Origin of the sequence: Pseudomonas sp. FP2294 (assembly GCF_030687625.1) — a bacterium.
GTDB classification, from domain to species: Bacteria; Pseudomonadota; Gammaproteobacteria; order Pseudomonadales; family Pseudomonadaceae; genus Aquipseudomonas; species Aquipseudomonas shahriarae.
This window is the reverse complement of record NZ_CP117441.1, coordinates 997,550-1,022,357: the sequence shown is the minus strand read 5'-3', so window position 1 is coordinate 1,022,357 and position 24,808 is coordinate 997,550. Positions and strand designations below refer to the sequence as shown.

The 24,808-nt window shown below is 61.3% G+C and carries 26 protein-coding genes; 17 read left to right on the top strand and 9 right to left on the bottom strand.

Annotated elements, in window-relative coordinates; translation table 11 throughout:
- Positions 1 to 110: 110 nt before the first annotated feature.
- From PSH73_RS04440 to PSH73_RS04420, 5 genes are all read left to right on the top strand, one after another.
- Positions 111 to 671 (top strand): hypothetical protein, encoded by a 561-nt coding sequence (locus tag PSH73_RS04440; RefSeq protein WP_057958325.1) that lies wholly within the window; start codon positions 111 to 113, stop codon positions 669 to 671.
- A 61-nt stretch (positions 672 to 732) separates the two neighbouring features.
- Positions 733 to 1,440, top strand: a complete 708-nt coding sequence (gene folM / locus PSH73_RS04435; RefSeq protein ID WP_305462006.1) for a dihydromonapterin reductase — start codon at positions 733 to 735, stop codon at positions 1,438 to 1,440.
- A 55-nt stretch (positions 1,441 to 1,495) separates the two neighbouring features.
- Positions 1,496 to 1,867 (top strand): dihydroneopterin triphosphate 2'-epimerase, encoded by a 372-nt coding sequence (gene folX / locus PSH73_RS04430; RefSeq protein WP_057437798.1) that lies wholly within the window; start codon positions 1,496 to 1,498, stop codon positions 1,865 to 1,867.
- Between the two features lie 23 nt (positions 1,868 to 1,890).
- Positions 1,891 to 2,187 carry a DUF1244 domain-containing protein gene (locus PSH73_RS04425; RefSeq protein WP_057437796.1) on the top strand — a complete coding sequence of 99 codons (297 nt, stop codon included), beginning with the start codon at positions 1,891 to 1,893 and terminating at the stop codon, positions 2,185 to 2,187.
- Positions 2,180 to 2,518: a HopJ type III effector protein gene (locus tag PSH73_RS04420; protein WP_120731674.1), complete on the top strand. Its 339-nt coding sequence runs from the start codon at positions 2,180 to 2,182 to the stop codon at positions 2,516 to 2,518. Before PSH73_RS04425 ends, PSH73_RS04420 begins: the two co-directional genes overlap by 8 nt.
- Before the next feature lie 87 nt (positions 2,519 to 2,605).
- Here PSH73_RS04420 and trxB read toward each other — a convergent pair whose 3' ends face one another.
- The gene (gene trxB, locus PSH73_RS04415) at positions 2,606 to 3,568 is read right to left on the bottom strand and encodes a thioredoxin-disulfide reductase (RefSeq protein ID WP_057958322.1); all 963 of its coding nucleotides are present in this window, start codon (positions 3,566 to 3,568) and stop codon (positions 2,606 to 2,608) included.
- Between the two features lie 294 nt (positions 3,569 to 3,862).
- Here trxB and cysZ point away from each other — a divergent pair, with 294 nt between their 5' ends.
- From cysZ to PSH73_RS04395, 4 genes are all read left to right on the top strand, one after another.
- Positions 3,863 to 4,618, top strand: a complete 756-nt coding sequence (gene cysZ / locus PSH73_RS04410) for a sulfate transporter CysZ (RefSeq protein ID WP_057437792.1) — start codon at positions 3,863 to 3,865, stop codon at positions 4,616 to 4,618.
- A 98-nt stretch (positions 4,619 to 4,716) separates the two neighbouring features.
- Positions 4,717 to 5,694, top strand: a complete 978-nt coding sequence (locus tag PSH73_RS04405; RefSeq protein WP_162947782.1) for a cytochrome-c peroxidase — start codon at positions 4,717 to 4,719, stop codon at positions 5,692 to 5,694.
- A 78-nt stretch (positions 5,695 to 5,772) separates the two neighbouring features.
- On the top strand, positions 5,773 to 6,951 hold the full coding sequence (locus PSH73_RS04400; RefSeq protein ID WP_169960576.1) for a glycosyltransferase family 1 protein: 1,179 nt from the start codon (positions 5,773 to 5,775) through the stop codon (positions 6,949 to 6,951).
- Between the two features lie 116 nt (positions 6,952 to 7,067).
- The gene (locus PSH73_RS04395) at positions 7,068 to 7,484 is read left to right on the top strand and encodes a hypothetical protein (protein WP_057437786.1); all 417 of its coding nucleotides are present in this window, start codon (positions 7,068 to 7,070) and stop codon (positions 7,482 to 7,484) included.
- A gap of 74 nt (positions 7,485 to 7,558) precedes the next feature.
- Here PSH73_RS04395 and PSH73_RS04390 read toward each other — a convergent pair whose 3' ends face one another.
- The 3 genes from PSH73_RS04390 to PSH73_RS04380 all read right to left on the bottom strand — a co-directional run bounded on the left by PSH73_RS04390 (position 7,559) and on the right by PSH73_RS04380 (position 9,921).
- Positions 7,559 to 8,662 carry an NADH:flavin oxidoreductase gene (locus PSH73_RS04390; protein ID WP_057958319.1) on the bottom strand — a complete coding sequence of 368 codons (1,104 nt, stop codon included), beginning with the start codon at positions 8,660 to 8,662 and terminating at the stop codon, positions 7,559 to 7,561.
- Positions 8,663 to 8,816: 154 nt separating this feature from the next.
- On the bottom strand, positions 8,817 to 9,299 hold the full coding sequence (locus tag PSH73_RS04385) for a glutathione peroxidase (RefSeq protein ID WP_057958318.1): 483 nt from the start codon (positions 9,297 to 9,299) through the stop codon (positions 8,817 to 8,819).
- 136 nt (positions 9,300 to 9,435) lie between these two features.
- Positions 9,436 to 9,921, bottom strand: coding sequence for a peptidylprolyl isomerase (locus PSH73_RS04380; protein ID WP_017476012.1), 486 nt, complete (start codon positions 9,919 to 9,921; stop codon positions 9,436 to 9,438).
- Here PSH73_RS04380 and PSH73_RS04375 point away from each other — a divergent pair.
- The 3 genes from PSH73_RS04375 to PSH73_RS04365 are packed head-to-tail and all read left to right on the top strand — an operon-like array spanning position 9,890 to position 13,288.
- Entirely contained in the window at positions 9,890 to 10,228 is a 339-nt protein-coding gene (locus PSH73_RS04375) for a DUF3565 domain-containing protein (protein WP_081044174.1), read from the top strand. The two genes, PSH73_RS04380 and PSH73_RS04375, sit on opposite strands and share 32 nt — an antisense overlap.
- Before the next feature lie 60 nt (positions 10,229 to 10,288).
- The gene (pta, locus tag PSH73_RS04370) at positions 10,289 to 12,388 is read left to right on the top strand and encodes a phosphate acetyltransferase (RefSeq protein ID WP_057958317.1); all 2,100 of its coding nucleotides are present in this window, start codon (positions 10,289 to 10,291) and stop codon (positions 12,386 to 12,388) included.
- A complete protein-coding gene (locus PSH73_RS04365) occupies positions 12,389 to 13,288 on the top strand; it encodes an acyltransferase (protein WP_120731668.1) in 900 nt (299 codons plus the stop codon). It abuts the gene before it with no gap.
- A gap of 172 nt (positions 13,289 to 13,460) precedes the next feature.
- On the opposite strand, the gene cysN is transcribed toward PSH73_RS04365, so the two are convergent.
- From cysN to PSH73_RS04350, 3 genes are all read right to left on the bottom strand, one after another.
- Entirely contained in the window at positions 13,461 to 15,359 is a 1,899-nt protein-coding gene (gene cysN / locus PSH73_RS04360) for a sulfate adenylyltransferase subunit CysN (RefSeq protein ID WP_186625435.1), read from the bottom strand.
- 9 nt (positions 15,360 to 15,368) lie between these two features.
- On the bottom strand, positions 15,369 to 16,286 hold the full coding sequence (gene cysD / locus PSH73_RS04355) for a sulfate adenylyltransferase subunit CysD (protein WP_057437780.1): 918 nt from the start codon (positions 16,284 to 16,286) through the stop codon (positions 15,369 to 15,371).
- A gap of 159 nt (positions 16,287 to 16,445) precedes the next feature.
- On the bottom strand, positions 16,446 to 17,204 hold the full coding sequence (locus PSH73_RS04350; RefSeq protein WP_057958314.1) for a Nif3-like dinuclear metal center hexameric protein: 759 nt from the start codon (positions 17,202 to 17,204) through the stop codon (positions 16,446 to 16,448).
- Between the two features lie 102 nt (positions 17,205 to 17,306).
- Here PSH73_RS04350 and algW point away from each other — a divergent pair, with 102 nt between their 5' ends.
- The 3 genes from algW to PSH73_RS04335 all read left to right on the top strand — a co-directional run bounded on the left by algW (position 17,307) and on the right by PSH73_RS04335 (position 21,377).
- Entirely contained in the window at positions 17,307 to 18,461 is a 1,155-nt protein-coding gene (gene algW, locus PSH73_RS04345) for a Do family serine endopeptidase AlgW (RefSeq protein ID WP_057437778.1), read from the top strand.
- Positions 18,462 to 18,536: 75 nt separating this feature from the next.
- Positions 18,537 to 20,645 (top strand): TonB-dependent siderophore receptor, encoded by a 2,109-nt coding sequence (locus PSH73_RS04340; RefSeq protein ID WP_128593277.1) that lies wholly within the window; start codon positions 18,537 to 18,539, stop codon positions 20,643 to 20,645.
- A 12-nt stretch (positions 20,646 to 20,657) separates the two neighbouring features.
- Positions 20,658 to 21,377, top strand: coding sequence for a DUF4198 domain-containing protein (locus PSH73_RS04335; RefSeq protein ID WP_057958312.1), 720 nt, complete (start codon positions 20,658 to 20,660; stop codon positions 21,375 to 21,377).
- 63 nt (positions 21,378 to 21,440) lie between these two features.
- On the opposite strand, the gene hemH is transcribed toward PSH73_RS04335, so the two are convergent.
- Together hemH and PSH73_RS04325 are read right to left on the bottom strand one after the other, a co-directional pair.
- The gene (hemH, locus tag PSH73_RS04330; protein WP_057958311.1) at positions 21,441 to 22,463 is read right to left on the bottom strand and encodes a ferrochelatase; all 1,023 of its coding nucleotides are present in this window, start codon (positions 22,461 to 22,463) and stop codon (positions 21,441 to 21,443) included.
- Positions 22,464 to 22,477: 14 nt separating this feature from the next.
- Positions 22,478 to 23,377, bottom strand: a complete 900-nt coding sequence (locus tag PSH73_RS04325) for a TIGR01777 family oxidoreductase (protein WP_186625433.1) — start codon at positions 23,375 to 23,377, stop codon at positions 22,478 to 22,480.
- 197 nt (positions 23,378 to 23,574) lie between these two features.
- Between PSH73_RS04325 and PSH73_RS04320 the strand changes: the two genes are divergently transcribed.
- Together PSH73_RS04320 and PSH73_RS04315 are read left to right on the top strand one after the other, a co-directional pair.
- Positions 23,575 to 24,561, top strand: coding sequence for an NAD(P)/FAD-dependent oxidoreductase (locus PSH73_RS04320; RefSeq protein ID WP_057437773.1), 987 nt, complete (start codon positions 23,575 to 23,577; stop codon positions 24,559 to 24,561).
- Positions 24,558 to 24,773 (top strand): TIGR02450 family Trp-rich protein, encoded by a 216-nt coding sequence (locus PSH73_RS04315; protein ID WP_057437771.1) that lies wholly within the window; start codon positions 24,558 to 24,560, stop codon positions 24,771 to 24,773. The genes PSH73_RS04320 and PSH73_RS04315 overlap by 4 nt, the downstream gene beginning before the upstream one ends.
- Positions 24,774 to 24,808 lie beyond the last annotated feature (35 nt).

Sequence of the window (24,808 nt, the reverse complement as noted above, 5' to 3'; positions counted from 1 at the left end):
AAATCAGGAATAATCCTTGCCTGTTTTTTCTGCGTCGCCGCTCTACCCCGCGGTTTCGCCAGGGACGCCACCTACCCGGTACAGCGCTCCCACACATTCGGAGATACACAATGTCTACCCTCCCCGTCACCTTGATGGTCGCGCGCCGCGCTGCCCAAGGTCGCTATCAAGACATGATGAGCTGGCTGCGTGAAGGCGAGCAACTGGCCACTGACTTTCCCGGTTACCTGGGCTCCGGCGTGCTTGCCCCGCCTGCCGACGGTGGCGAATTCCAGATCATCTTCCGCTTCGCCGACGAGCAGACCCTGCACGCCTGGGAATTCTCGGCCTCGCGCAGCGCCTGGCTGAGCCGTGGCAGCGAGTTGTTTGCCGACCCTATGGAGCATCGGGTCAGCGGCATGGAGGGCTGGTTTGGTGCCGTAGGCCAACGCCCGCCGCGCTGGAAACAGGCCGTGGCGATCTGGCTGGCGTTTTTCCCGGTGTCGCTGCTGTTCAACTTTGGCCTTGAGCCCTTGCTGGCCGAACTGGGCCTGTTCAGCCGCGTGCTGGTCAGCACCCTGGCCCTGACGCCGTTGATGGTCTATCTGTTCATTCCGCTGTCGACCCATTTGCTGGCAGGCTGGCTCAATCCTGCGCCGCCACGGGTAAAACCTGCCGAAGCAACCGTTTGAGCCGATCCGCAACAGGCCGGTCGCTGGTATAGTTTTAGCTTGCCCGCGACTCGAGCTTCCCATGACTTCTCCCGCTCCGATCCTGATCACCGGCGCCGGCCAACGTGTCGGCTCGCACTGCGCCCTGCGCCTGCTGGACGACAACCAGCCGGTGATCTTCAGCTATCGCAGTGAGCGTCCCGGCGTGCAGGCCCTGCGCGAACGTGGGGCGATTGGCGTGTTTGCCGACTTCTCCTCTGAGGCCGGCATCCTGGCATTTATCAGCGAACTCAAGAGCCATACCGATAGCCTGCGGGCGATTATCCACAATGCCTCGACCTGGGCCGCAGAAACACCTGGCGACGAAGCCCACGCCTTTATTGATATGTTCAGCGTGCACATGCTTGCGCCGTACCTGATCAACCTGCATTGTGCTGACTTGTTGCGCTGCTCGACGCTGGCCGACATTGTGCACATCAGCGACGACGTGACCCGCAAGGGCAGCCGCCAGCATATCGCCTACTGCGCCACCAAGGCCGGGCTCGACAGCCTGACCCTGTCCTTCGCCGCCCAATACGCGCCCCGGATCAAGGTCAATGGCATCTCGCCGGCCATGGTGATGTTCAACGACGGCGACGACGCGGCCTATCGCGCCAAGGTCCTGGCCAAGTCTGCATTGGGTATCGAACCCGGGCCTGAGGTGATTTACCAGAGCGTGCGTTACCTGCTGGACAACCCTTATGTGACTGGCACCACCCTGACCGTCAATGGCGGGCGGCATGTCAAGTAAACCCGAACACCAGCCGCCTGGGGTTCCTGCAACTGATTGGACGGAGCAAGTAGCAATGCCACAACTTCAACCAGGTATGGCGCGCATCCGGGTCAAGGACCTGTGTCTGCGCACCTTTATTGGCATCAACGAGGAGGAGATCCTCAACAAGCAGGATGTGTTGATCAACCTGACCATCCTGTATGCCGCACAAGACGCGGTGCGCGATAACGACATTGACCACGCCTTGAACTACCGCACCATCACCAAGGCCATCATCGCCCACGTCGAAGGCAACCGCTTTGCCCTGCTCGAACGCCTGACCCAGGAACTGCTGGACCTGGTGATGAGCAATGAGTCGGTGCTGTATGCCGAAGTCGAAGTCGACAAGCCCCATGCGCTGCGTTTTGCCGAGTCGGTGTCGATCACCCTGGCGGCCAGCCGTTAACCCCCTGAATCTGCGTGAACCCCATGACTGATCAACAACGCCTGGAACTCGAAGCCGCCGCCTTCCGCCGGCTGGTCGCACACCTGGACAGCCGCAAGGACGTGCAGAACATCGACCTGATGAACCTCGCCGGGTTCTGCCGCAACTGCCTGTCCAAGTGGTACAAGGCCGAAGCCGACGAACGCCAGATCGAGGTCAGCCTCGATGACGCCCGCGAAGTGGTCTACGGCATGCCGTACGCCGAGTGGAAAGCCCAATACCAGCAAGAAGCCAGCGCCGAACAACAAGCGGCGTTTGCCAAAGGAAAACCCCATGACTGACCTGAACACCCTGCGCGCCAGCCTCAACAGCGGCGTACACGTCTTTGCCGACACCCTGGCGTTTATCGCTGCTGGCTACGACTACCAGCCCCAGGCCTTCACCAACGGTGGTGTAGAAAACGCCGCCGGGCAAAACGAGGGCTCGTGCAAGACCCTGGGCCTGGCGCTGCTGGAAGGCTTGAGCGACCAAGAGGCCCTGCTGGCGTTTGGTGAGCACTATCGTTCGGTGCTGGCGACGCCTGAGGGCACAGATCACGGCAATATCCGCGCGTTGATCGAGCATGGGTTGGCGGGTGTGAAGTTCGGCGCCCAGCCCTTGAGCCGGCGCTGATCGGGTTAACACGTCTGTACTCTGGCGTTGCTTGAATCGCGCCCATAAAAAAACCGGCCTCGCAGCCGGTTTTTTCATTGCAACGGTTTAGAAAGCAGCGTCTTTCAAGCCGTCGAGGTAACGCTCGGCATCCAGGGCCGCCATGCAGCCGGCGCCGGCCGAGGTGATGGCCTGGCGGTAGACGTGGTCAGCCACGTCGCCAGCGGCAAAGATGCCTTCGATGTTGGTCGCGGTAGCATTGCCTTCACGGCCGCCCTGCACCACCAGGTAACCGTCTTTGGCGGTCAGCTTGCCTTCGAACAGCGAGGTGTTCGGAGTGTGGCCGATGGCGATGAACACGCCGTCGACTTTCAGCTCGTCGAAGCTGCCGTCGTTGTTTTTCAGGCGCGCACCGGTCACACCCATGTTGTCGCCCAGGACTTCATCCAGGGTGGCGTTGAGCTTGAGGATGATCTTGCCTTCGGCAACCCGCGCGTGCAGCTTGTCGATCAGGATCTTCTCGGCGCGGAAGGTTTCGCGGCGGTGAACCAGGGTCACGGTGCTGGCGATGTTGGCCAGGTACAGTGCTTCTTCGACAGCGGTGTTACCACCACCGACCACAGCCACCGGCTTGTTGCGGTAGAAGAACCCGTCGCAGGTCGCACAGGCGGAAACGCCTTTGCCCATGAACGCTTCTTCCGATGGCAGACCCAGGTAACGGGCGCTGGCGCCGGTGGCGATGATCAGCGCGTCACAGGTGTAGACGCCACTGTCGCCGGTCAGGCTGTAGGGCTTTTTCGAGAAGTCCACGGCATTGATATGGTCGAAGACGATTTCGGTCTCGAAACGCTCGGCGTGCTCTTTCATGCGCTCCATCAACACCGGGCCGGTCAGGCCGTGGACGTCGCCCGGCCAGTTGTCGACTTCAGTGGTGGTGGTCAACTGACCACCCGCCTGCATGCCGGTGATCAGCAACGGCTTGAGGTTGGCCCGGGCCGCGTAGACCGCAGCGCTGTAACCGGCAGGGCCGGAACCGAGAATAATCACTCGCGAATGACGGGTATCAGACATGACTCACTCCTATCGACCGCCCGGACTACAGAGCGGCTGGAATAAAAAAGGACCGCGAAGCACTTGGGGAAGGCTTTTTAACTCGCAGGCCCTAAAAATAATGGGTGCAGCGTATAGAGGGGGGCAAGATTAAGGAAATACGGATTAACAATCCAGCTCATAGGCGGTCTCTATGCCGTGGCACCTATTAATCAACATGTTTGTTACCGTTAATGTCGGCTTGCTGACCGTGCTTTCACCCTACCGGCAAAGCCGGTAAGGTCGGCGCGTTTACCCTTTTGCCCGGAGTTTTCCATGCCCGCCCCCGTTCTGTCAGGCCCACAATACCTGCGTGAAGGCCTGAAACTGGTCTTGAGCCCAGGCCTGCGCCTGTTCGTCCTGCTGCCCCTGGCGATCAACCTGATACTGTTCGTCGGGTTGATTTATTTTGCTGGCCATCAGTTCAGCCTGTGGGTCGACACCTTGATGCCGACGCTGCCCAACTGGCTGAGCTTCCTCAGCTACATCCTGTGGCCGCTGTTTGTGCTGCTGGTGGCCTTTATGGTGTTTTTCAGCTTCACCATGCTCGCCAATATCATCGCCGCGCCCTTCAATGGCTTCCTCGCGGAAAAAGTCGAAGTGGTGGTGCGCGGTACCGATGATTTCCCCGCCTTCAGCTGGGCCGAGCTGTTCGCCATGGTCCCGCGCACCCTGGCCCGGGAAATGCGCAAGCTGGGCTACTTCCTGCCCCGGGCCATCGGCCTGTTTATCCTGTCCTTCATCCCCGTGGTCAACCTGATTGCCGCACCGCTGTGGCTGCTGTTCGGGGTGTGGATGATGGCGATCCAATACATCGACTACCCGGCCGACAACCACAAGCTGGGCTGGAACGAAATGCTCGCCTGGCTGCGCCAGAAGCGCTGGCAGAGCATGAGTTTCGGCGGGATTGTTTACCTGGTGTTGCTGGTGCCGGTGGTCAACCTGCTGATGATGCCGGCGGCGGTGGCCGGGGCCACGTTGTTCTGGGTGCGTGAGCGCGGCGCCGAAACGATGCTGGCGCAAAAGCCCTAACCTGTTCGATTGACCTGGATCATGGCGATTTGCCCACACAGAGCACATGGTTATTAAAACTATAAGCCTGTGGGGAGCACACCGTGTACAGACCGTTAATGCTGATGTTCGGATTGATGTTGGGCGGCGAGGCCTGGGGGGCCGCCGCCGCCAATGAACCCATCCTGCCGGTGCAACCGGCGAAGATCACCGATGCCAACAAGGTCGAGTTGGGCAAGCAATTGTTCTTCGACCCGCGCTTGTCCAAGTCCGGTTTTATTTCCTGCAACTCGTGCCACAACCTGAGCATGGGCGGCAGCGACAACCTGCCCACCTCCATCGGCCATAACTGGCACCAGGGCCCGATCAACTCGCCGACGGTGCTCAACTCGAGCATGAGCGTCGCGCAGTTCTGGGACGGGCGCGCGGCGACTCTGCAGGAGCAGGCCGGCGGCCCGATCGCCAACCCCGGCGAGATGGGCTTTACCCACGACCTGGCGGTGGACGTACTGCGCTCGATCCCGCAATACCAGGCGGCGTTCAAGAAGGTGTATGGCGATGACGGCATCAAGTTCGACGATGTGACCAATGCCATTGCGGCCTTCGAAGAAACCCTGGTCACCCCCAACGCCCCATTCGACCGTTGGTTGCTGGGCGATAAAAAAGCCATCAGCGCCACTGCGGCGCAGGGCTACCAGCTGTTCAAGAGCATCGGCTGTGTGGCGTGCCATAACGGCGAAGCGGTCGGTGGCAGCACCTTCCAGAAAATGGGCATGGTCGAACCCTATGCCACCCAGAACCCGGCCCAGGGCGTGGCGGGCCTGACCGGCAAGGATCAGGACCGGATGATGTTCAAGGTACCGACCTTGCGTAACGTCGCCCTGACCTACCCCTACTTCCACGACGGTGCCTACTGGAACCTCAGCGAAGCCGTGGACGTGATGGCCCGCCTGCAACTGGGGCGCAAGTTGAGCACCGATGAGGTCAGCCAGATTGTCGCATTCCTCGACACCCTGACCGGCGACCAGCCGGACTTCAAGCTGCCGATCCTGCCACCGTCCTCGGCCAAGACCCCGCGTCCTGCGCCGTTCAACTAAGCCAGTACCGGGCCTGTCGTCATAAATCCGTCATTGCGATGACACAATGACGACATGGCCCGCGCCGACACTGGCTGCATGACGACAGCTTCCCTGAATATCACCCTGATCACCGAAACCTTTCCACCGGAAATCAACGGCGTGGCCAACACCCTTGGCCGCCTGTGCGACGGCCTGCGCGCCCGTGGGCACCAGGTGGAGTTGGTGCGCCCGCGCCAGGGTGGCGACTTGAGCCGCCTCAGCGACGACGGCCTACTGTTGTGTCGCGGCTGGCCTCTGCCAGGCTATCCCGGCCTGCAATGGGGCCAGTCCTCGATGCACAAACTGCTGCGGCGCTGGAAACGCCAGCGTCCGGACGTGCTGTACATTGCCACCGAAGGCCCGCTGGGCTTGTCGGCCTTGCGCGCGGCACGGCGCCTGGGGATCAGCGTGGTCAGCGGTTTCCATACCAACTTCCAGCAGTATTCCAGTCAGTACGGCCTAAGCATGCTCAGCCGCATCCTGACCCACTACCTGCGCTGGTTCCACAACCGTTCCAGCCTGACCCTGGTGCCCAGCGTCAGCCAACGCCTGGAACTGGAACGCCGCCACTTCGAGCGCCTGGACCTGTTGTCGCGCGGGGTCGACAGCCAACTGTTCCACCCGGCCAGGCGTGACAACACCTTGCGTGGGCAGTGGGGCCTGGGCAATGACGATATTGCGATCTTGCATGTCGGACGCCTGGCGCCAGAGAAAAACCTCGGCTTGCTCAAACGCTGCTTCGAGGGGTTGCAGGCGACTTATCCACAGCGTCGTTTGAAGCTGATCGTGGTCGGTGACGGGCCACAGCGGGAGACACTGGCGAAGAGCCTCCCCGAGGCGATTTTCTGCGGCACGCAACGCGGCGAGGAACTGGCCCGGCACTATGCGTCAGGGGACTTGTTTCTGTTCCCCAGCCTCACCGAGACCTTTGGCAACGTGGTACTGGAAGCCATGGCCTCCGGATTGGGCGTAGTGGCCTACGACCAGGCGGCCGCCACCCAGCATATCCGCCATGGCTACAGTGGTGCCGTGGCGATGCCGGGTGACGAGGAGGCATTTTGCGATGCCGCCAGTTGGTTACTGGAAGAACCCGAGAGTCTGCGCCGGATGCGCCTGAATGCCCGCCAACATGCCAGTCGCCAGGGCTGGCCGGCGATTATCGAGCAGTTCGAGCACCAACTGCGCAGCGTGTGCGGTGAGGAACCTGTCGATACAGGCAGCTCGCGCCTGGTGTGAGGTATATCCAGTTACTTTAGACATGGAACCATCAGCCCTCTAGCGCCATACAGATAGGGCTGCAGATTCAGGCTCGTGCAGGTCTGCGCAGACAATCATGCGATGGAGTCTTAACCATGTTAATCAACACCAACCCTTTACCGACCTCAGCCCTCCCCCCGAACAACGGCCAGAAGGATCCCGCGCAGTATGATCATTTATGGCAAAAGCACGGCAGAGACATCGAACCCTTCACCGCCGACGAGCAGAAACTGCTGAACAGTGACCGATTCAATCGACTCACACATGAGGCAGACCTCCCTGATCAAACAGCCGTGCAGGAAAAAGCGCAGCGCAATCAACTTCGGCGGCAGTTCGGGATATCGTCGCAAGAGCCCTCACACTCACCCAGCCAAGTCAGCTCGGGTCAGCCTAAGGCAGAGTCCCGCCCCTTTGAGCAGCTTACTTCCGCCCCAAGGGTGGATAATCCGCTACCGCCCGAGGTTGCATCGCGCCCCTTGATGTACGCTCCGAACACCGCCAAGGGTGGATAGCCCGCCCTTCAGCCGCAGCTAACGCATGGGGCAGCAACCTCAGATGAGCCGGGCCAGCCGGCTCATCCTGAGCGTCACACCAAGGTCATCAGCGCTTCACGACTGAACGGCAAGATATCGCCCTCACGGCCTTCACGGACCTTCAGCGCCCAATCCGGGTCGACCAGCAGCGCACGACCAACGGCCACCAGGTCGAACTCATCGTTATTCAGGCGCTCCAGCAGTTTTTCCAGGCTCGCCGGCTGCGCCACTTTGTCAGTATTGACCATGAACTGCAGGAACTCGCCATCCAGGCCCACGCTGCCCACAGTGATGGTCGGTTTGCCAGTGAGCTTGCGGGTCCAGCCCGCCAGGTTCAGCTCGGAGCCTTCAAACTCCGGTTCCCAGAAACGCCGTGTGGAGCAGTGGAAAATATCCACACCCGCGTCCGACAACGGCTTGAGAAACTCACCCAGTGCCTCGGGCGTTTGCACCAGACGCGCGGTGTAATCCTGCTGCTTCCATTGGGAGAAACGGAAAATGATCGGGAACTCGGGACCTACCGCCGCCCGCACGGCCTGAATCAACTCGATGGCGAACCGGGAGCGATTGGTCAGGCTGCCGCCGTATTCATCCGTACGCTGGTTGCTGCCTTCCCAGAAGAACTGGTCGACCAGGTAACCGTGGGCACCGTGGATCTCCACGCCGTCCATACCGATGCTCTGGGCATCCTTGGCGGCCTGGGCGAAGGCAGCAATCACCGCCTGGATATCCTGGACCGTCATGCCGTGGACCACCACGTTACCGTCCTTGAGTTTTTCCATCGGGCCATAGGCCGGCACGCTGGCATCGGGTTCTGTGCCTATGCGCCGCACGCTGCCAACGTGCCACAGTTGCGGGACGATCTTGCCGCCCTCGGCATGCACCGCGTCGACCACTTTCTTCCAGCCGGCCAATGCCGCTTCACCGTAGAAATGCGGGACATTCGGATAGCCGTTGGAAGCCTGGTGGCCCACCACCGTGCCCTCTGTGATGATCAGGCCAACGCCGGCCGCCGCGCGACGGCGGTAGTACTCGATGACTTTGGAATTGGGTACGCCACCGGGGGAAAACGAACGGGTCATCGGCGCCATGACCACGCGGGTCGGCAATTGCAGTGCACCGAGCTGGAAAGGTTTGAACAAGGCTTGGACAGGCATGGCAGCACTCCGCATGAAAGGGGTTTTATGATGCGGATAATATGGAGTGCAGACCGCACTGGATAGCACTATTGATTGCGGTGATTAAGGTGCAAAAGCGGGAGGATACATCGACTTGTGGCAAAGGGGCGTGCCCCCTCACCACAGCGCCAAATCAGGCCAGGGCCTTTTCGATGGCCTGGATAACACTCGGATCATCAGGCGCGGTACGTGGGGAAAAACGCGCCAGCACCCGCCCATCCTTGCCCAGCAGGAATTTCTCGAAGTTCCAGGTGATATCCCCTGGAAACTCCGCGCCCTCACCTGCCAGCAAGCGATACAACTGATGACGATCGGGACCGTTGACCTCCAGCTTGCTGCCCAGGGGAAAGCTCACGCCATAGTTGAGGCTGCAAAACGCCTGGATCTCGTCTTCGGTCCCGGGCTCCTGGCCTGCAAATTGATTGCACGGCAGGCCCAGCACGGTGAAACCCTGGCCCTTGTACTGCTGATAAAGTTTTTCCAGCGCCGCATACTGCGGGGTCAGTCCACACTTGGAGGCGACATTGACCACCAGCACGACTTGCCCCTTATAGGGCGTCAGAGGCAGCTCCTGACCATCCAGGGCTGTGAGTTTAAGGTCGTGGAAAGCACTCATGACGAACTCCAGATTTCCCATATTCTGTGTAACGGCCATTCGAGATTACAGCCGCCCAGCCGGCAAGAATAGCCGCCAATCAAAAAAGGCGCCCGAAGGCGCCTTTCTTTTCAACTGACTGGACGTGGCCCGTCAATCAATGGTGGTGACCACCTTCGCCGTGTACGTGGCCGTGGGCAACTTCTTCCTGGGAAGCGTCGCGGATGGCAACGATCTTGACCTGGAAGTTCAGGCGCTGGCCTGCCAGCGGGTGGTTGCCGTCGACGGTGACATCGTCGCCGTCCAGGTCGCGGATGGTCACGATCTGCATTTGGCCGTCCGGAGCGGAGGCGTGGAACTGCATGCCCACTTCCAGTTCGTCGACGCCTTCGAACATGCTGCGGCTCAGGGTGCTGACCAGTTCGGCCGAGTACTCGCCGTAGGCATCTTCAGGTTCTACGGCAACGGTCAGTTCATCACCAACCTCTTTGCCTTCCAGGGCCTTTTCCAGGCCCGGGATGATGTTACCTGCGCCTTGCAGGTAGACCAGCGGCGCGCCGCCGGCGGAGCTGTCGATGACCTCACCAGCGTCGTTGGTCAGGGTATAGTCAATGGAGACAGCCTTGTTGGCGGCGATCGGCATGGGGCGAGACCTTTTGCATAAGAATGAAGAACGGACAAGTCTAAACAAGGATTTGCCCGAAAGCGAACACAACCCGGACAGACGGAGTCGATCCAGTGACTCGACGGTCGTCGGATTTCACCAGGACGCAGACGGCCACTGGGTCGCCGCGCTGTCCTGCGGCCATACGCAGCACCTGCGCCACCAGCCGCCCTGGCAATCCAGGGGCTGGGTGATTGATCCGGCGCAACGCCTGGCAAAAATAGGCCAGCCCTTTGCCTGTGGCTGGTGTGCGCAGCGCCCGGATAACGATACCCTTGGCAACTGATTCCCGGTCGGCGCGCAGCCATAGCGCACCACCGAAGCCATGCACCTTCAGAGAATTCGCATGCAGACTTTTTTTATCGCGCCCACCGATTTTGGTGTGGGTCTGACCTCCATCAGCCTTGGGCTGGTGCGTACCCTTGAGCGGGCCGGGCTGAAAGTCGGCTTTTTCAAACCGATTGCCCAGCCGCACCCCGGCGATACCGGGCCTGAGCGTTCCACCGAGCTGGTGGCGCGTACCCACGGCCTGAAACCGCCGCAACCCCTGGGGTTGGCCCATGTCGAGCGGATGCTCGGCGATGGCCAGCTCGATGAGTTGCTCGAAGAAATCATCACCCTGTACCAGCAGGCCGCCGTGGGCAAGGACGTGCTGATTGTCGAGGGCATGGTGCCGACTCGCAGCGCCAGCTATGCCGCACGGGTCAACCTGCACCTGGCGAAAAGCCTGGATGCCGAAGTCATCCTCGTCTCGGCCCCGGAAAACGAAGTACTGACCGAACTGTCCGGCCGCGTGGAATTGCAGGCGCAACTGTTCGGCGGCCCTAAAGACCCGAAAGTGCTGGGCGTGATTCTGAACAAAGTGCAGACCGACGAAAGCATGGAAGTCTTCGCCGCGCGCCTCAAGGAGCATTCACCGTTACTGCGCAGTGGCGATTTCCGCTTGCTGGGCTGTATCCCGTTCCAGCCCGAGCTCAATGCCCCGCGCACTCGCGACGTGGCCGACCTGATGGGCGCACAAGTGCTCAATGCGGGCGACTATGAAACCCGGCGCATGAGCAAAATCATCATCTGCGCACGCACCATGCGCAACACCGTGGAGCTGCTCAAGCCCGGCGTGCTGGTGGTGACGCCGGGGGATCGCGACGACATCATCCTCGCCGTCAGCCTGGCCGCGATCAATGGCGTGCCCCTGGCCGGCCTGCTGCTGACCAGCGACACCCTGCCCGACCCACGGATCATGGATCTGTGCCGTGGTGCGTTCCAGGCCGGGCTGCCGGTGCTGTCGGTGAGCACCGGTTCCTACGACACCGCCAACCAACTCAACAGCCTGAACAAGGAAATCCCGATTGATGACCGCGAACGTGCGGAGATCATCACCGATTTCGTCGCCAGCCACCTGGACGCGCGCTGGCTGCACCAGCGTTGCGGTACGCCACGGGAGATGCGCCTGTCGCCGGCAGTGTTCCGCTACCAGTTGATCCAGCGTGCCCAGGCCGCCAACAAGCGCATTGTGCTGCCCGAGGGCAGCGAGCCGCTGACCGTGCAAGCCGCCGCCATCTGCCAGGCCCGGGGCATCGCCCGTTGTGTGCTGCTGGCCAAGCCGGCTGACGTCGAAGCCGTGGCCCGCGCCCACGGCATCGAGTTGCCCGAAGGCCTGGAGATTCTTGACCCGGACCTGATTCGCGAGCGCTATGTCGAGCCGATGGTGGCCCTGCGCAAGAGCAAAAGCCTCAACGCGCCGATGGCCGAGCAGCAACTGGAAGACACCGTGGTGATCGCCACCATGATGCTGGCGCTGGATGAAGTGGACGGCCTGGTCTCCGGGGTCATCCACTCCACCGCCAATACCATCCGCCCGGCCCTGCAACTGATCAAGACCGCGCCGGGCTGCACCCTGGTGTCGTCGGTGTTTTTCATGCTGTTCCCTGAACAAGTACTGGTCTACGGCGACTGCGTGATGAACCCGCACCCCAGCGCCGCGGAACTCGCGGAAATCGCCCTGCAGAGCGCCGACTCGGCCGCCGCCTTCGGTATCACCCCGCGCGTGGCGATGATCAGCTACTCCAGTGGTGACTCGGCCAGTGGCGAAGAAGTGGAGAAAGTCCGCGAGGCCACCCTGCTGGCCCACGAACAACAAAGCTCGCTGCTGATCGACGGCCCCTTGCAGTACGATGCCGCCGCCAACGAAAACGTCGCCCGGCAACTGGCACCCAACAGCCTGGTGGCGGGCAAGGCCACGGTCTTTGTGTTTCCCGACCTCAACACCGGCAACACCACCCACAAAGCCGTGCAGCGCAGTGCCGATTGCGTCAGCCTCGGCCCGATGCTGCAAGGCCTGCGCAAACCTGTGAACGACCTGCCCCGTGGGGCCCAGGTGGACGATATCGTCTACACCATCGCCCTGACCGCGATTCAAGCCGCCAACCGACCTATGGATGCCTAAATGCTGGACTTTCTGCCTGCCCCCCTGCGTGGGGTCATTGCCTCGCTGCTGCTGGCGTTGAACACCATCCTGCTGTGTTCATTCCTGTTTATCGTCGCGCTGTTCAAGGCGCTGCCGTTCGCCAAGCGCTTCAGCGAGTGGTTGATGAACCACACCCATGAAGCATGGATCAGCAATAACAAGGCCTGGATGAACCTGGTGCGCCGCACCCGCTGGCACCTCAAGGGCCTGGAAGGCCTGGACTACCAGCACTCATACCTGGTGACCAGCAACCACCAGAGCTGGGTCGATATCATGGTGTTGCAGTACGTGCTCAATCGACGGATCCGCCCACTGAAGTTTTTCCTCAAGCAGGAGCTGATCTGGGTACCGGTGATTGGCCTCGCGTGGTGGGCGCTGGGCTTCCCCTTCATGAAGCGTTACACCAAGGCCTACCTGGAGAAACACCCGGAGAAGAAAGGCAAGGATCTGGAAACCACCCGCAAGACCTGTGCGAAATTTCGCGACAACCCGGTGGGTATTTTCAACTTTGCCGAAGGCACGCGGTTTACCCCTGGCAAACATGCCCAGCAACAATCGCCGTTCCGCTACCTGCTCAAGCCCAAGGCCGGCGGCATTGCGTTTGTACTGGATGCCATGGGCGAGCAACTGAAGTCACTGGTCAATGTGACTATCCACTACCCAGGCGGGCGCCCGGGGTTCTGGGACTTGTTGTGCGGCAATGTAAAAGACGTGGTGGTGCAGTTTGAAGAGGTGCAGATCCCGGCCGAGTTCATTGGCAAGAATTATGAGCAGGATGGGGAGTATCGTTTGGCGTTCCAGGGCTGGATCAACCAGTTGTGGGAAGACAAGGATGCCCTGTTGAGCCGGCTTCACATCGAGTACCCAGGCAATCGCTGATCACCATGTGGGAGCAGGCTTGCCTGCGATAGCGGTCTGTCAGATGTAAGTGCATTGCCTGAACCACTGCCATCGCAGGCAAGCCAGCTCCCACACTGACTGTGTCAACCTGAAGAATGTGAAAAGCCCGCCACCGAGTGATCGGTGGCGGGCTTTTTTGTGGCGGCGAGGTTTAGATCGCGCCGCGCTGGCGCAACAGCTCCAGCACTTGCTTGACGCTGTCGTCCAGCGACAGGGCCTGGGTGTCGAGCACCAGGTCGGCATTCAACGGCACGTCGTACGGGAACGACTCACCAGGGATGTTATCCCCACCCGCAGCATACAGGCCTTGCGGGTCACGCTCGGCACACACCAGCGGCGAGGCCTGCACGTACACGGTCAGCAAACGATCACTGCCGATCAACGCCTTGGCCTGTTCACGGCCCTCGGCATCCGGCGCCACGAAGGCCGCCAGGGTCAGCAGGCCGGCTTCGTTGAACTGACGCGCCACGTGAGCAGCACGCCGCCAGTTCTCGGTACGCCCGGCTCGGTCCTGTGGCAGACCTTTATTGAGGTCATGGCGCAGGTTCTGGCCATCGAGTACGAACACCGCACGGCCCATGTCGAACAATTTACGCTCAACTGCATAGGCCAAGGTGCTCTTGCCTGCGCCCGACAGGCCGCTGAACAACACGGTGGCCGGCTGCTGGCCGAAACGCTGGGCGCGCTCTTCGGTGGCCACGTGGGCCAACTTGCCGTGCTGCGCCGCGCCGCCATGGCTGACCGGTGGTGCGATGATCATGCCCGCGGCCACAGTGCCGTTGGTCAGGCGATCAATTACGATAAAGGCGCCGGTGGTGCGGTTGCTGGCGTAACCGTCCAGGGCAATGGCCGCGTCGAGGCTGACCTTGACCCGACCGATCTCGTTCAGTTGCAAGGCACTGGCGGGGCCTTCTTCCAAGGTGTTCACATCCACACGATGCACGATGCTGGTGATGGAACCCGGCACGTAGCTGGTAGCGCGCTTGATGTCGTATTTCTTGCCCGGCAGCATCGGCTCCTCGGCCATCCACACCAGCATGGCGTCGAAGGCGTCGGTCACTTGCGGCACGTTGTCGGCATGCACCAGCAGGTCGCCACGGGAGATGTCGATCTCGTCTTCCATGGTCAGGGTCACGGCCTGGCCTGGGCCTGCGTGCTCCAGTTCACCTTCGAAGGTGACGATGGATTTGATGCGGCTGCTCTTGCCCGACGGCAACACCACCACTTCGTCGCCCTTGTGCACGATGCCGCTGGCCAGGGTACCGGCGAAACCACGGAAGTTCAGGTTCGGGCGGTTGACGTACTGCACCGGGAAACGCAGGTCGGTGTAGTTGCGGTCGTTGGCGATCTCGACGGTTTCGAGGATCTCCATCAGCGACTGGCCGGTGTACCACGGCGAACGCTCGCTCTTGTTCACCACGTTGTCGCCCTTGAGCGCCGACATCGGCACAAAGGCCATGGTGCTCGGCTTGAACGCAATGCCCTCGGCAAACTTCAGGTAGTCGGCCTTGATCGACTCGAAGATGCTCTCGTCGAAACCGTTGAGGTCCATCTTGTTGATCGCGATAACGATGTGCTTGATGCCCAACAGCGAGGCGATAAAGCTGTGGCGACGGGTCTGGGTCTGCACGCCGTAGCGCGCATCCACCAGGATGATCGCCAGGTCACAGGTGGACGCACCGGTGGCCATGTTGCGGGTGTACTGCTCATGGCCGGGGGTGTCGGCAATGATGAATTTGCGCTTGGCGGTGGAGAAATAGCGGTAGGCCACATCAATGGTGATGCCCTGCTCACGCTCGGCCTGCAGGCCGTCGACCAGCAAAGCCAGGTCGATATCGTCACCGGTGGTGCCGACTTTCTTCGAATCGCGGGTGATGGCTTCCAGATGGTCTTCGTAGATCATCTTGGAGTCGTGCAGCAGGCGCCCGATCAGGGTGCTCTTGCCGTCGTCGACGTTGCCACAGGTCAGAAAGCGCAGCATTTCCTTGCGTTCGTGCTGGCCCAGGTAGGCGAGGATGTCCTCGCTGATCAAATCAGATTGATGCGACATGACAGCCCCTTAGAAATAACCTTGACGTTTTTTATCTTCCATCGAGCCTGCACCATCGTGGTCGATGACACGGCCCTGGCGCTCGGAAGTTCGCGTCAGGAGCATTTCCTGGATGATGTCCGTCAGCGTCTCGGCTTCGGACTCCACCGCGCCCGTCAACGGGTAGCAGCCAAGGGTACGGAAACGGACTTTCTTTTTGACGATGCGGGCTTTGTCCTCGTCGGACAGGTGCTCGAGGATGCGCTCGTCGTCGATCATGATCAGCGTGCCGTTCTTCTCGATCACTTCACGTTCGGCGGCGAAGTACAGCGGCACGATGGGAATGCCTTCCAGATAGATGTACTGCCAGATATCCAGCTCGGTCCAGTTGGACAGCGGGAACACGCGGATCGACTCGCCCTTGTTGACGTTGCCGTTGTAGACGTTCCACAGCTCCGGGCGCTGGTTTTTCGGGTCCCAGCGGTGCTTGCTGTCGCGGAACGAGTACACGCGCTCTTTGGCGCGGGATTTCTCTTCATCGCGACGGGCGCCGCCGAAGGCTGCGTCGAAACCATGCTGGTCCAAGGCTTGTTTCAGGCCTTCGGTCTTCATGATGTCGGTGTGCTTGGCGCTGCCGTGGGTGAACGGGTTGATGCCCTGCGCCACACCGTCCGGGTTGACGTGAGTGATCAGCTCCAGGCCCAGTTCCTCGACCATGCGGTCGCGAAACTTGTACATTTCCTGGAATTTCCACTGGGTGTCCACATGCATCACCGGAAACGGCAGCTTGCCCGGGAAGAATGCCTTGCGCGCCAGATGCAGCATCACGGCGGAGTCTTTGCCGATGGAGTAGAGCATCACGGGGTTGTCGAACTCGGCGGCAACCTCACGGATGATGTGGATGCTCTCCGCCTCCAGCTGTTTCAGATGCGTCAGTTTGTCGACCATGGCTACTCACGGAAAAACGATCTTATGGACGGCCTGCGGGCCGTGTTCGAGCGAGGCATGCTAGCACAGCACCTACTTCTAATCAGGGAGCTGGCTAGATCGAAACGGTATATGGATATACCGCTCGGTTTGCCTGCAATGAAGGGCCTGTGGGGAGGCTCAGATCGGGTTGGGGCAGTCGATAAACAGGTGCTCGAGGGCAAAGCGCCGGGCCAGGTAATCGCCCAGGGCCTGCACGCCATAACGCTCGGTGGCATGATGGCCGGCGGCGATAAAGCTGATGTCGTTTTCCCGGGCACTGTGGAAGGTCTGTTCCGAAGCTTCGCCGCTGAGGTACAAATCCACCCCGGCCAGCACGGCCTGGTCGATGTAGCCCTGGCCGCCGCCGGTGCACCAGCCCACGCGGCGGATCATCGCGCTGCCTTCGATCAGCAGCGGCTCGCGGCCCATGGCTTCCTGCACACGGCGGGCGAAATCCCGTGCCGACAGGGGCTCGGCCAAGGAGCCGACCAGGCCGACGACCTTGAGGTTGTCCGGGTCCAGCGGGCCTTCGACGGTGATGTCCAACTGGCGGGCCAACTGCACGTTGTTGCCCACGTCCGGGTGCAGGTCCAGCGGCAGGTGGTAGGCCAGGAGGCTGATGTCGTGCTTGAGCAGGGTCTTGAGGCGGCGCTGTTTCATGCCGGTGATGCACGGGCTCTCGCCTTTCCAGAAATAACCGTGATGCACCAGCACCAGGTCGGCCTTGGCCTCCACCGCCGCGTCGAGCAGCGCTTGGCTGGCAGTCACGCCACTGACAATGCGCAACACCTGCGGCCGGCCTTCGACCTGCAGGCCATTGGGGCAGTAATCGGCAATTTTCGCGCTGTTCAAGTAGCGATCCGCTTCTTCAACCAGGGTGCTCAGGGCGACGGCCATAAAAGACTCCTAAATATCCCGTTCAGAGGCGCTCGCGGCCTCGTATAATGCGCGACATTATGGGCGCTCCCGCGCCCCCTGCAACCTGTCAGGACTTACTTGATGCTCAAGGCGCTGCGTTTTTTTGGATGGCCATTGTTGGCCGGCGTGCTGATCGCGATGCTGATTATTCAGCGTTATCCGCAATGGGTCGGCCTGCCAAGCCTGGACGTCAACCTGCAACAGGCACCGCAAACCAGCGCGGTGCAACAAGGCCCGGTGACCTACGCCGATGCGGTGGTGGTCGCTGCGCCCGCAGTGGTCAACCTATACACCACCAAAGTCATCAATAAACCGGCGCACCCGCTGTTTGAAGACCCACAGTTCCGGCGGTTCTTCGGTGACAATTCGCCCAAGCAGCGCCGCATGGAGTCGAGCCTCGGCTCCGGGGTGATCATGAGCCCCGAAGGCTACATCCTGACCAACAACCATGTAAGCACCGGGGCCGACCAGATTGTCGTGGCCCTGCGCGATGGCCGCGAAACCCTGGCGCGGGTGGTGGGCAGCGACCCGGAAACCGACCTTGCGGTCCTGAAGATCGACCTGAAGAACCTGCCCTCCATCACCATCGGCCGCTCCGAAAGCCTGCGGGTCGGTGATGTGGCCTTGGCGATCGGCAACCCGTTCGGCGTCGGCCAGACCGTGACCATGGGCATCATCAGCGCCACCGGGCGTAATCAGTTGGGCCTTAACAGCTACGAAGACTTTATCCAGACCGACGCGGCTATCAACCCGGGCAACTCCGGCGGCGCGCTGGTGGACGCCAATGGCAACCTGACCGGCATCAACACGGCGATTTTTTCCAAGTCCGGCGGCTCCCAGGGCATCGGTTTTGCGATCCCGGTGAAGCTGGCGATGGAAGTGATGAAGTCGATCATCGAGCACGGCCAGGTGATCCGTGGCTGGCTGGGGATTGAAGTGCAACCGCTGACCAAGGAGCTGTCGGAGTCGTTTGGCCTGACCGGGCGCCCAGGCATCGTGATTGCCGGCATCCTGCGCGGCGGCCCGGCGGAGAAAGCCGGGATGCAGGTGGGCGATGTGATCCTCAGCATCGACGGTGAACCGGCGGGCGATGGTCGCCGTTCGATGAACCAGGTGGCGCGGATCAAACCGACGGAAAAGGTCGCGATCCAGGTGATGCGCAACGGCAAAGAGATCAAGCTGCTGGCCGAAGTGGGCCTGCGCCCGCCGCCCGCCCCGGTGAAAGAGCAGGAATAAAGGACGATCCTTAAAGAGATACACTCTCAATAGTCATGTTATATTATTTCAATATTGATATTGGAATGTTAGACCATGACGTCTCGAAAGTTTGCGCCCCTGGCCGGTCTCGCCCTGGGATTGCTGGTGGACCCGGTGTTTGCAGAAGACACCAACACCCTTGAACTGGGCACCACCAGCATCACCGGCGAGGCGTATGAATCCGCTACCGGCCCGGTCACGGGTTACCGTGCGACCCGCTCGGCCAGCGGGACCAAGACCGACACCGCCCTGCGGGATATCCCACAGTCAATCAGCGTAATCCCCACCACAGTGCTCAAGGACCTGGGCAGCAACAACGTCGAGCGCGCCCTGGAGTTTGCCGGCGGGGTGTCCAAGCAGAACAACTTCGGTGGCCTGACCCTTTACGAATACAGTATTCGCGGCTTCACCACCTCGGCGTTCTACCAGGATGGTTTCAGCGCCAACCGTGGCTACCCGAGCACGCCGGACACGGCCAATATCGAACGTATCGAAGTGCTCAAGGGCCCCGCCGCCAGCCTCTATGGCCGTGGCGATCCCGGCGGCACCGTGAATATCGTCACCAAAAAGCCCCAAGCCGAAGCCTTTACCACCCTGCAGACCAGCGCCGGCAGTTGGGACCGCTACCGCACCGCCGTCGATATCAACACCCCGCTGGACAGCGAAGGCAATGTGCTGTCGCGGGTCAATCTGGCAGTGGAAGACAACCACAGCTTTCGTGACCACGTGCAGAGCAAGCGGGTGTTTGTCGCCCCATCGTTCAGTTGGCAACTGGACCCGGACACCAGCCTGTTGGTGGAAAGTGAGTTCGTGCGCCACAGCTCAACGTTCGACCGGGGCATCGTCGCGCCGAATGACCGCTGGAGCGGCATGTCCCGCTCGACCTTCCTCGGCGAGCCCAACGACGGCGATATCGACAACCACAACAACCGCCTGCAAGCCACCCTCGAGCATCACTTGAACGATGCCTGGAAGCTGCGCCTGGCCAGCCATTACAAACAAGGCAGCCTCTGGGGCCACGCCTCGGAAAGCCGCCCGCTGAATGCCGATGGGCATACCGTCAACCGCCGTTACCGCGAACGCTCCACGGGTTGGCACGACAGCATCACCCAGTTGGAGCTGCGCGGTCTGTTCGATATCGGCAGTTGGCAGCATGAATTGCTGATCGGCACCGAGTACGAGGACTACCGCAAGAAAGAACGGGTGACCGCCATCACCGGCAGCTACCCGATTGATATCTACCAACCGGTCTATGGCCAGCCCAAGCCCAATGGCAAGCCCACGGGCACTGATTTTTTCACCCAGGTGAAAAGCCAGGCGCTGAACCTGCAAGACCAGATCGTATTTACCGACCGCCTGCGCGGCCTGGTGGGCGTGCGCCTGGAGCACGTCGAGCAAAGCTCAGAGGACTTCACCCGCAACGGCGCCAAGAGCCAGAAAACCCACGATGTCATGACCCAGCGGGCCGGCCTGCTGTATCAACTGACCCCGCAGGTGGGGCTGTTTGCCAACGCCAGTACCTCGTTCAAGCCGCAAAGTGACCTGGACGCAGCCGGTAAATTCCTCGAGCCCGAAGAAGGTGTTGGTTATGAAGTCGGTATCAAGACAGAGCTGTTCGACGACCGCCTGAGCGCCACCGTCGCCGCCTTCCATATCAATAAAGAAAACACCCTGGCCACCGACCCGGCCACCGACCTCAAGCGCGCCATTGGCAAGGCCCGCAGCCAGGGGGTTGACCTGCAACTGAGCGGGCAATTGACTGACGCTGTGCGGGTGATTGGTGCCCTGGCCTACATCGATGCGCAAGTGACCAAGGGTGACAAAGAAATCCCCACCGGCAGCCGCGTCCCTGGCGTGGCCAAGCGCAGTGGCAGCCTGTTGGGCGTGTATGAGTTCCAGGATGGCGCCCTGCGGGGCTCGGATCTGGGCGCGGCCTTTACCTACGTCGGCGACCGCTCGGGCGAGGCCGGTAAAAGCTTCGAGTTGCCGGCCTACCACACGGTCGACCTGCTGGCCCATTACAAGGCCAGCGACAACCTCACCGTGGGCCTGAACCTCAACAACCTGTTCGATGAAAAGTACTACGAGCGCTCCTACAGCAACTACTGGGTAACCCCCGGAGAGCCGCGCAACTTCACCGTCAGCCTGACCCTCAATCTGTAAAAGGACCTCACCATGCAAGCGCTCAAATCATTGGCCGTGCTCGGCCTGCTGTTCGCCACCCAGGTATCGGCCCACGGTCTGTGGACCGAGCAACGCCGGGGGCATATCGAGGTGGTCTATGGCCACGGTGCCGAAGACGAAGCCTTCAAGGCCAGGAAAGTCAGCGGCGCCTGGGCCTATGACGCCAGTGGCCGGATGATCCCGGTGACCGTACAACGCCTGGACGACCAGGCGCGCCTGCAACCGCTCAAATCTCCTGCGGTGCTGGCCGTGGCGTTTGATAACGGCCTGTGGACGCAAACCCCAGACAAGAAATGGGTGAACAAGGGCCACAGCCAGGTGCCGGGCGCCGTCGAAACGACCCAGGCCCTGAAGTACAGCCTGGCGATCTATCAGGCCGGGGCAAAACTGCCCAAGCTGGATCAGTTGAGGATGGTGATCGTGCCCGAAGTCGACCCGCTGACCGTCGGCCCAGGCCAATCGCTGCCTGTACGGGTGCTGATCGACGGCAAGCCCGCCGCCGGAATCAAGTTGATTGGCGACTACCGCAGCGCGCCGAACACCTTGAGTACCGAGACCGACAAGGATGGCCGGGCCCAGGTACTGGTGCGCAATGAAGCGCTGAATGTGATTGCGGCGCAGGCACAAGTGCCGGTCAAAGATAACGGCGAGGTCCACATCCGCGCGCTGTTCAGCTCACTGACCTTTCTTGGCCAGCCCCATCACGAGTAAAGCCCGCTGAAGCCATGTGGGAACTGGCTTGTATGGGAGCCAGCTCCCACACAAGCCGCCACATTAGAGGCTGACGGGCGCTCTTTCGCACAAGGTGTTAAGTGCCGCCGCCCACTGCGGATCATCATTGAGGCACGGCACCAGCACTAACTCCTCGCCCCCGGCTTCGCGGAACTGTTCCAGGCCGCGATCACCGATCTCCTCCAGGGTCTCGATGCAATCGGCGACAAACGCCGGGCACATCACCAGCAACTTCTTCACCCCCTGCTGAGCCAGAGCCTCCAGGCGGGCCTCGGTGTAGGGTTCGATCCACTTCGCCCGGCCCAGGCGCGACTGGAACGCTACCGACCATTTACCCTCAGGCAGGCCCATGCGCGCGGCAAAGTCGCGGGCGACGCTGAAGCATTGCCCGCGATAACAGGTGGTACGCACCTCAGGCGACGCATTGGCGCAGCAGTCGCCCGCACCGTCCAGGGAATGCCCGGGGTTGAGTTTATTCAGATGGCGTTCCGGCAGGCCATGGAAGCTGAACAGCAGGTGATCGTAATCCTGCTGCAAATGCGGCCTGGCACTGGCCACCAGGGCATCGAGGTATTCCGGCTGGTCGTAGAACGGTTGCAGGATCGAGAACTGCAGGTCGAGTTTCTTCTCGCGCACCACCCGCCGCGCTTCTTCGATCACCGTGGTCACGGTGCTGTCGGCAAACTGTGGATACAACGGCGCCAGCGTGACCTTATGGATGCCCTGGCCGGCCAGGCGGGTCAGCACGCTTTCAATCGACGGTTCGCCATAACGCATCGCCAGTTCCACCGGGCCATGGGTCCATTGGCTGGTCATCTGCTGCTGCAGGCGGCGACTGAGGACCACCAGCGGCGAGCCTTCGTCCCACCAGATCGAGGCGTAAGCGTGGGCCGACTGCTCGGGACGCTTGATCAGGATCAGCGACACCAGCAAGCGCCGCACCGGCCATGGCAGGTCGATCACATACGGGTCCATCAAGAACTGATTGAGGTAGCTGCGCACATCGGCCACCGAAGTGGACGCCGGCGAGCCCAGGTTGACCAGTAACAACGCGTGATCCGTCATGCAACATCCTATCTCTAGAGGCGGCTGGACAAGTCGTCCAGGGCCGCGTGCAACTCAGTGAACTGAAAAGTGAAACCGGCGGCCAACAACCGCTCGGGTAGCGCCTTCTGCCCGCCCAGCAACAGGCCGGACAACTCGCCCAAACCCACCCGCAAGGCAAACGCCGGCATCGGCATAAACGCCGGGCGGTGCAGCACCTGGCCCAGGGTCTTGGCAAACTCGCGGTTACGCACCGGCTGGGGCGCGCAGGCATTATAAGGACCGCTGGCGTCAGGTTTGTGTAGAAGAAAATCAATCAGGGCGATTTGATCCTTGATATGCACCCACGGCATCCACTGCCGACCGTTACCGATAGGCCCGCCCAGCGCCAGTTTAAAGGGCAGTAACAACCGCGACAAAAAGCCGCCCTCGGCCGCTAGCACCAGGCCAGTACGCACCAGCACCACCCGCAGGCCGAAGGCCTCGGCGCGCTGGGCGGTTTCTTCCCAGGCAATGCACAACTGGCTGGGAAAATCGTCCAGCACCGGGCCGCTGGCTTCGGTCAGCTCGCGCTCACCGCCATCGCCATACCAGCCCACCGCCGACCCGGAAATCAACATCGCAGGTTTTACCGCCAGGCCTTCAAGCCAGGCCAGCAAGGTTTCCGTCAGGCTGATCCGACTGCTCCACAGCAATGCCTTGCGTTTATGGGTCCAGAGCCGGTCGGCGATCGGCGCGCCGGCCAGGTTGATAACAGCATCCACCGGCTGCGTTACATCCTGCAAACGGGCAACGCCCTTCACCTGCGCACCGCACAGGGTGGCGACCTGCGCGGGATTGCGGCTCCATACCGTCAACTGATGCCCCTGGGCGCTCCAGTACTGGCAAAGCTGGCGGCCGATCAGACCGGTACCGCCGGTCAGCAAAATATGCATGAGATCTTCCTCCTGTAACGTTGGCCGGGCATCGCTGGTCTATTTTATAAGCAGGGATCTTTTTAATCGGGCGCGACCTACGTTTAACCATAGGCCACGCCACACGTTAAGGCATGCCGAAACTTATACCAAAAAACAATATTGTACAGCTATTGGTGTCGGCGTAGTCTGTACCCAAAGGTAAAACGAGGCCTCCCATGACTGTTCCCATCGCGATCATCGGTACCGGCATCGCCGGACTTTCGGCCGCCCGAGCGTTAAAAGATGCCGGGCACGCCGTCCAACTCTTCGATAAAAGCCGCGGCAGTGGCGGGCGCATGTCCAGCAAGCGCAGCGAGGCCGGCACACTGGACCTTGGCGCGCAGTACTTCACCGCCCGCGACCGACGCTTCGTCGATGAAGTACAACGCTGGCAAGCCAATGGCTGGGTTGCCGAGTGGGAACCGCAACTCTACAACTGCCAATCCGGCCAACTGAGCCCTTCTCCCGATGAGCAGACCCGCTGGGTCGGCACCCCGCGCATGAGCGCCATCACCCGCGCACTGCTGGACGACCTGCCGGTGGAGTTCGGCTGCCGTATCACCGAAGTGTTCCAGGGCCAGCAACACTGGAACCTGCTGGACGCCGACGGTGGCAACCATGGCCCCTTCAGCCACGTAATCATTGCCACCCCGGCGCACCAGGCCACGGCCCTGCTGGCCGCGGCGCCGAAACTGGCGAGCACGGCAGCCGGGGTAAAAATGGACCCGACCTGGGCCATTGCCCTGGCCTTCGACACGCCGCTGGATACGCCGATGGAAGGCTGCTTCGTACAAGACAGCCCCCTCGACTGGCTGGCCCGCAACCGCAGCAAACCAGGGCGTGACGCCACGCCAGATACCTGGATCCTGCACGCCACCAGTGCCTGGAGCAAACAGCACCTGGACCTGCCCAAGGAAGCCATCATCGAATTGCTGCACGGCGCCTTTGCCGAATTGCTGCATTGCAGCATGCCGGCGCCCTCCTTCAGCCTCGCCCACCGCTGGCTGTACGCCCGACCGGCGGGCAGCCATGAATGGGGAGTACTGGCGGATGCCGACCTGGGCCTGTACGTATGTGGCGACTGGTGCCTGTCAGGCAGGGTCGAAGGCGCGTGGCTCAGCGGCCAGGAAGCCGCGCGGCGCTTGCTCGGACACCTGCAATGAACCGCATCAATCCAACAAAACTGTTGCTCTCCAAATGGACAGCAACCCACCCGCGAAACAAGGAAAAACATTTCCTGGTCACCGAGTTGTTTCGCGATGAAGAAGACAACGTACTGGAGATTGAACTGCAAGCCGTCTTGACCCGGCGCGGAGAACGCCTGACCTGGCAGAGCCTGCAAGATGCCGAGCGCTGGAAAATGGGCTGGCAATAACCTCATCAAAAAACTTGTACAAACTATTTGACTTG

Excerpts from the sequence above, each read along its gene's own strand:
- PSH73_RS04325 (WP_186625433.1), bottom strand. The coding sequence starts at position 23,377 with ATGCATATTTTGCTGACCGGCGGTACCGGTCTGATCGGCCGCCAGCTT.
- algW (WP_057437778.1), top strand. The coding sequence starts at position 17,307 with ATGCTCAAGGCGCTGCGTTTTTTTGGATGGCCATTGTTGGCCGGCGTG.
- PSH73_RS04340 (WP_128593277.1), top strand. The coding sequence starts at position 18,537 with ATGACGTCTCGAAAGTTTGCGCCCCTGGCCGGTCTCGCCCTGGGATTG.
- folX (WP_057437798.1), top strand. The coding sequence starts at position 1,496 with ATGCCACAACTTCAACCAGGTATGGCGCGCATCCGGGTCAAGGACCTG.
- PSH73_RS04385 (WP_057958318.1), bottom strand. The coding sequence starts at position 9,299 with ATGAGTGCTTTCCACGACCTTAAACTCACAGCCCTGGATGGTCAGGAG.
- PSH73_RS04440 (WP_057958325.1), top strand. The coding sequence starts at position 111 with ATGTCTACCCTCCCCGTCACCTTGATGGTCGCGCGCCGCGCTGCCCAA.
- pta (WP_057958317.1), top strand. The coding sequence starts at position 10,289 with ATGCAGACTTTTTTTATCGCGCCCACCGATTTTGGTGTGGGTCTGACC.
- cysN (WP_186625435.1), bottom strand. The coding sequence starts at position 15,359 with ATGTCGCATCAATCTGATTTGATCAGCGAGGACATCCTCGCCTACCTG.
- PSH73_RS04425 (WP_057437796.1), top strand. The coding sequence starts at position 1,891 with ATGACTGATCAACAACGCCTGGAACTCGAAGCCGCCGCCTTCCGCCGG.
- cysD (WP_057437780.1), bottom strand. The coding sequence starts at position 16,286 with ATGGTCGACAAACTGACGCATCTGAAACAGCTGGAGGCGGAGAGCATC.
- PSH73_RS04375 (WP_081044174.1), top strand. The coding sequence starts at position 9,890 with ATGGAGACAGCCTTGTTGGCGGCGATCGGCATGGGGCGAGACCTTTTG.
- PSH73_RS04420 (WP_120731674.1), top strand. The coding sequence starts at position 2,180 with ATGACTGACCTGAACACCCTGCGCGCCAGCCTCAACAGCGGCGTACAC.
- PSH73_RS04400 (WP_169960576.1), top strand. The coding sequence starts at position 5,773 with ATGACGACAGCTTCCCTGAATATCACCCTGATCACCGAAACCTTTCCA.
- PSH73_RS04365 (WP_120731668.1), top strand. The coding sequence starts at position 12,389 with ATGCTGGACTTTCTGCCTGCCCCCCTGCGTGGGGTCATTGCCTCGCTG.
- PSH73_RS04320 (WP_057437773.1), top strand. The coding sequence starts at position 23,575 with ATGACTGTTCCCATCGCGATCATCGGTACCGGCATCGCCGGACTTTCG.
- PSH73_RS04380 (WP_017476012.1), bottom strand. The coding sequence starts at position 9,921 with ATGCCGATCGCCGCCAACAAGGCTGTCTCCATTGACTATACCCTGACC.
- PSH73_RS04405 (WP_162947782.1), top strand. The coding sequence starts at position 4,717 with ATGCTGATGTTCGGATTGATGTTGGGCGGCGAGGCCTGGGGGGCCGCC.
- PSH73_RS04315 (WP_057437771.1), top strand. The coding sequence starts at position 24,558 with ATGAACCGCATCAATCCAACAAAACTGTTGCTCTCCAAATGGACAGCA.
- PSH73_RS04350 (WP_057958314.1), bottom strand. The coding sequence starts at position 17,204 with ATGGCCGTCGCCCTGAGCACCCTGGTTGAAGAAGCGGATCGCTACTTG.
- cysZ (WP_057437792.1), top strand. The coding sequence starts at position 3,863 with ATGCCCGCCCCCGTTCTGTCAGGCCCACAATACCTGCGTGAAGGCCTG.
- PSH73_RS04335 (WP_057958312.1), top strand. The coding sequence starts at position 20,658 with ATGCAAGCGCTCAAATCATTGGCCGTGCTCGGCCTGCTGTTCGCCACC.
- hemH (WP_057958311.1), bottom strand. The coding sequence starts at position 22,463 with ATGACGGATCACGCGTTGTTACTGGTCAACCTGGGCTCGCCGGCGTCC.
- PSH73_RS04395 (WP_057437786.1), top strand. The coding sequence starts at position 7,068 with ATGTTAATCAACACCAACCCTTTACCGACCTCAGCCCTCCCCCCGAAC.
- trxB (WP_057958322.1), bottom strand. The coding sequence starts at position 3,568 with ATGTCTGATACCCGTCATTCGCGAGTGATTATTCTCGGTTCCGGCCCT.
- PSH73_RS04390 (WP_057958319.1), bottom strand. The coding sequence starts at position 8,662 with ATGCCTGTCCAAGCCTTGTTCAAACCTTTCCAGCTCGGTGCACTGCAA.
- folM (WP_305462006.1), top strand. The coding sequence starts at position 733 with ATGACTTCTCCCGCTCCGATCCTGATCACCGGCGCCGGCCAACGTGTC.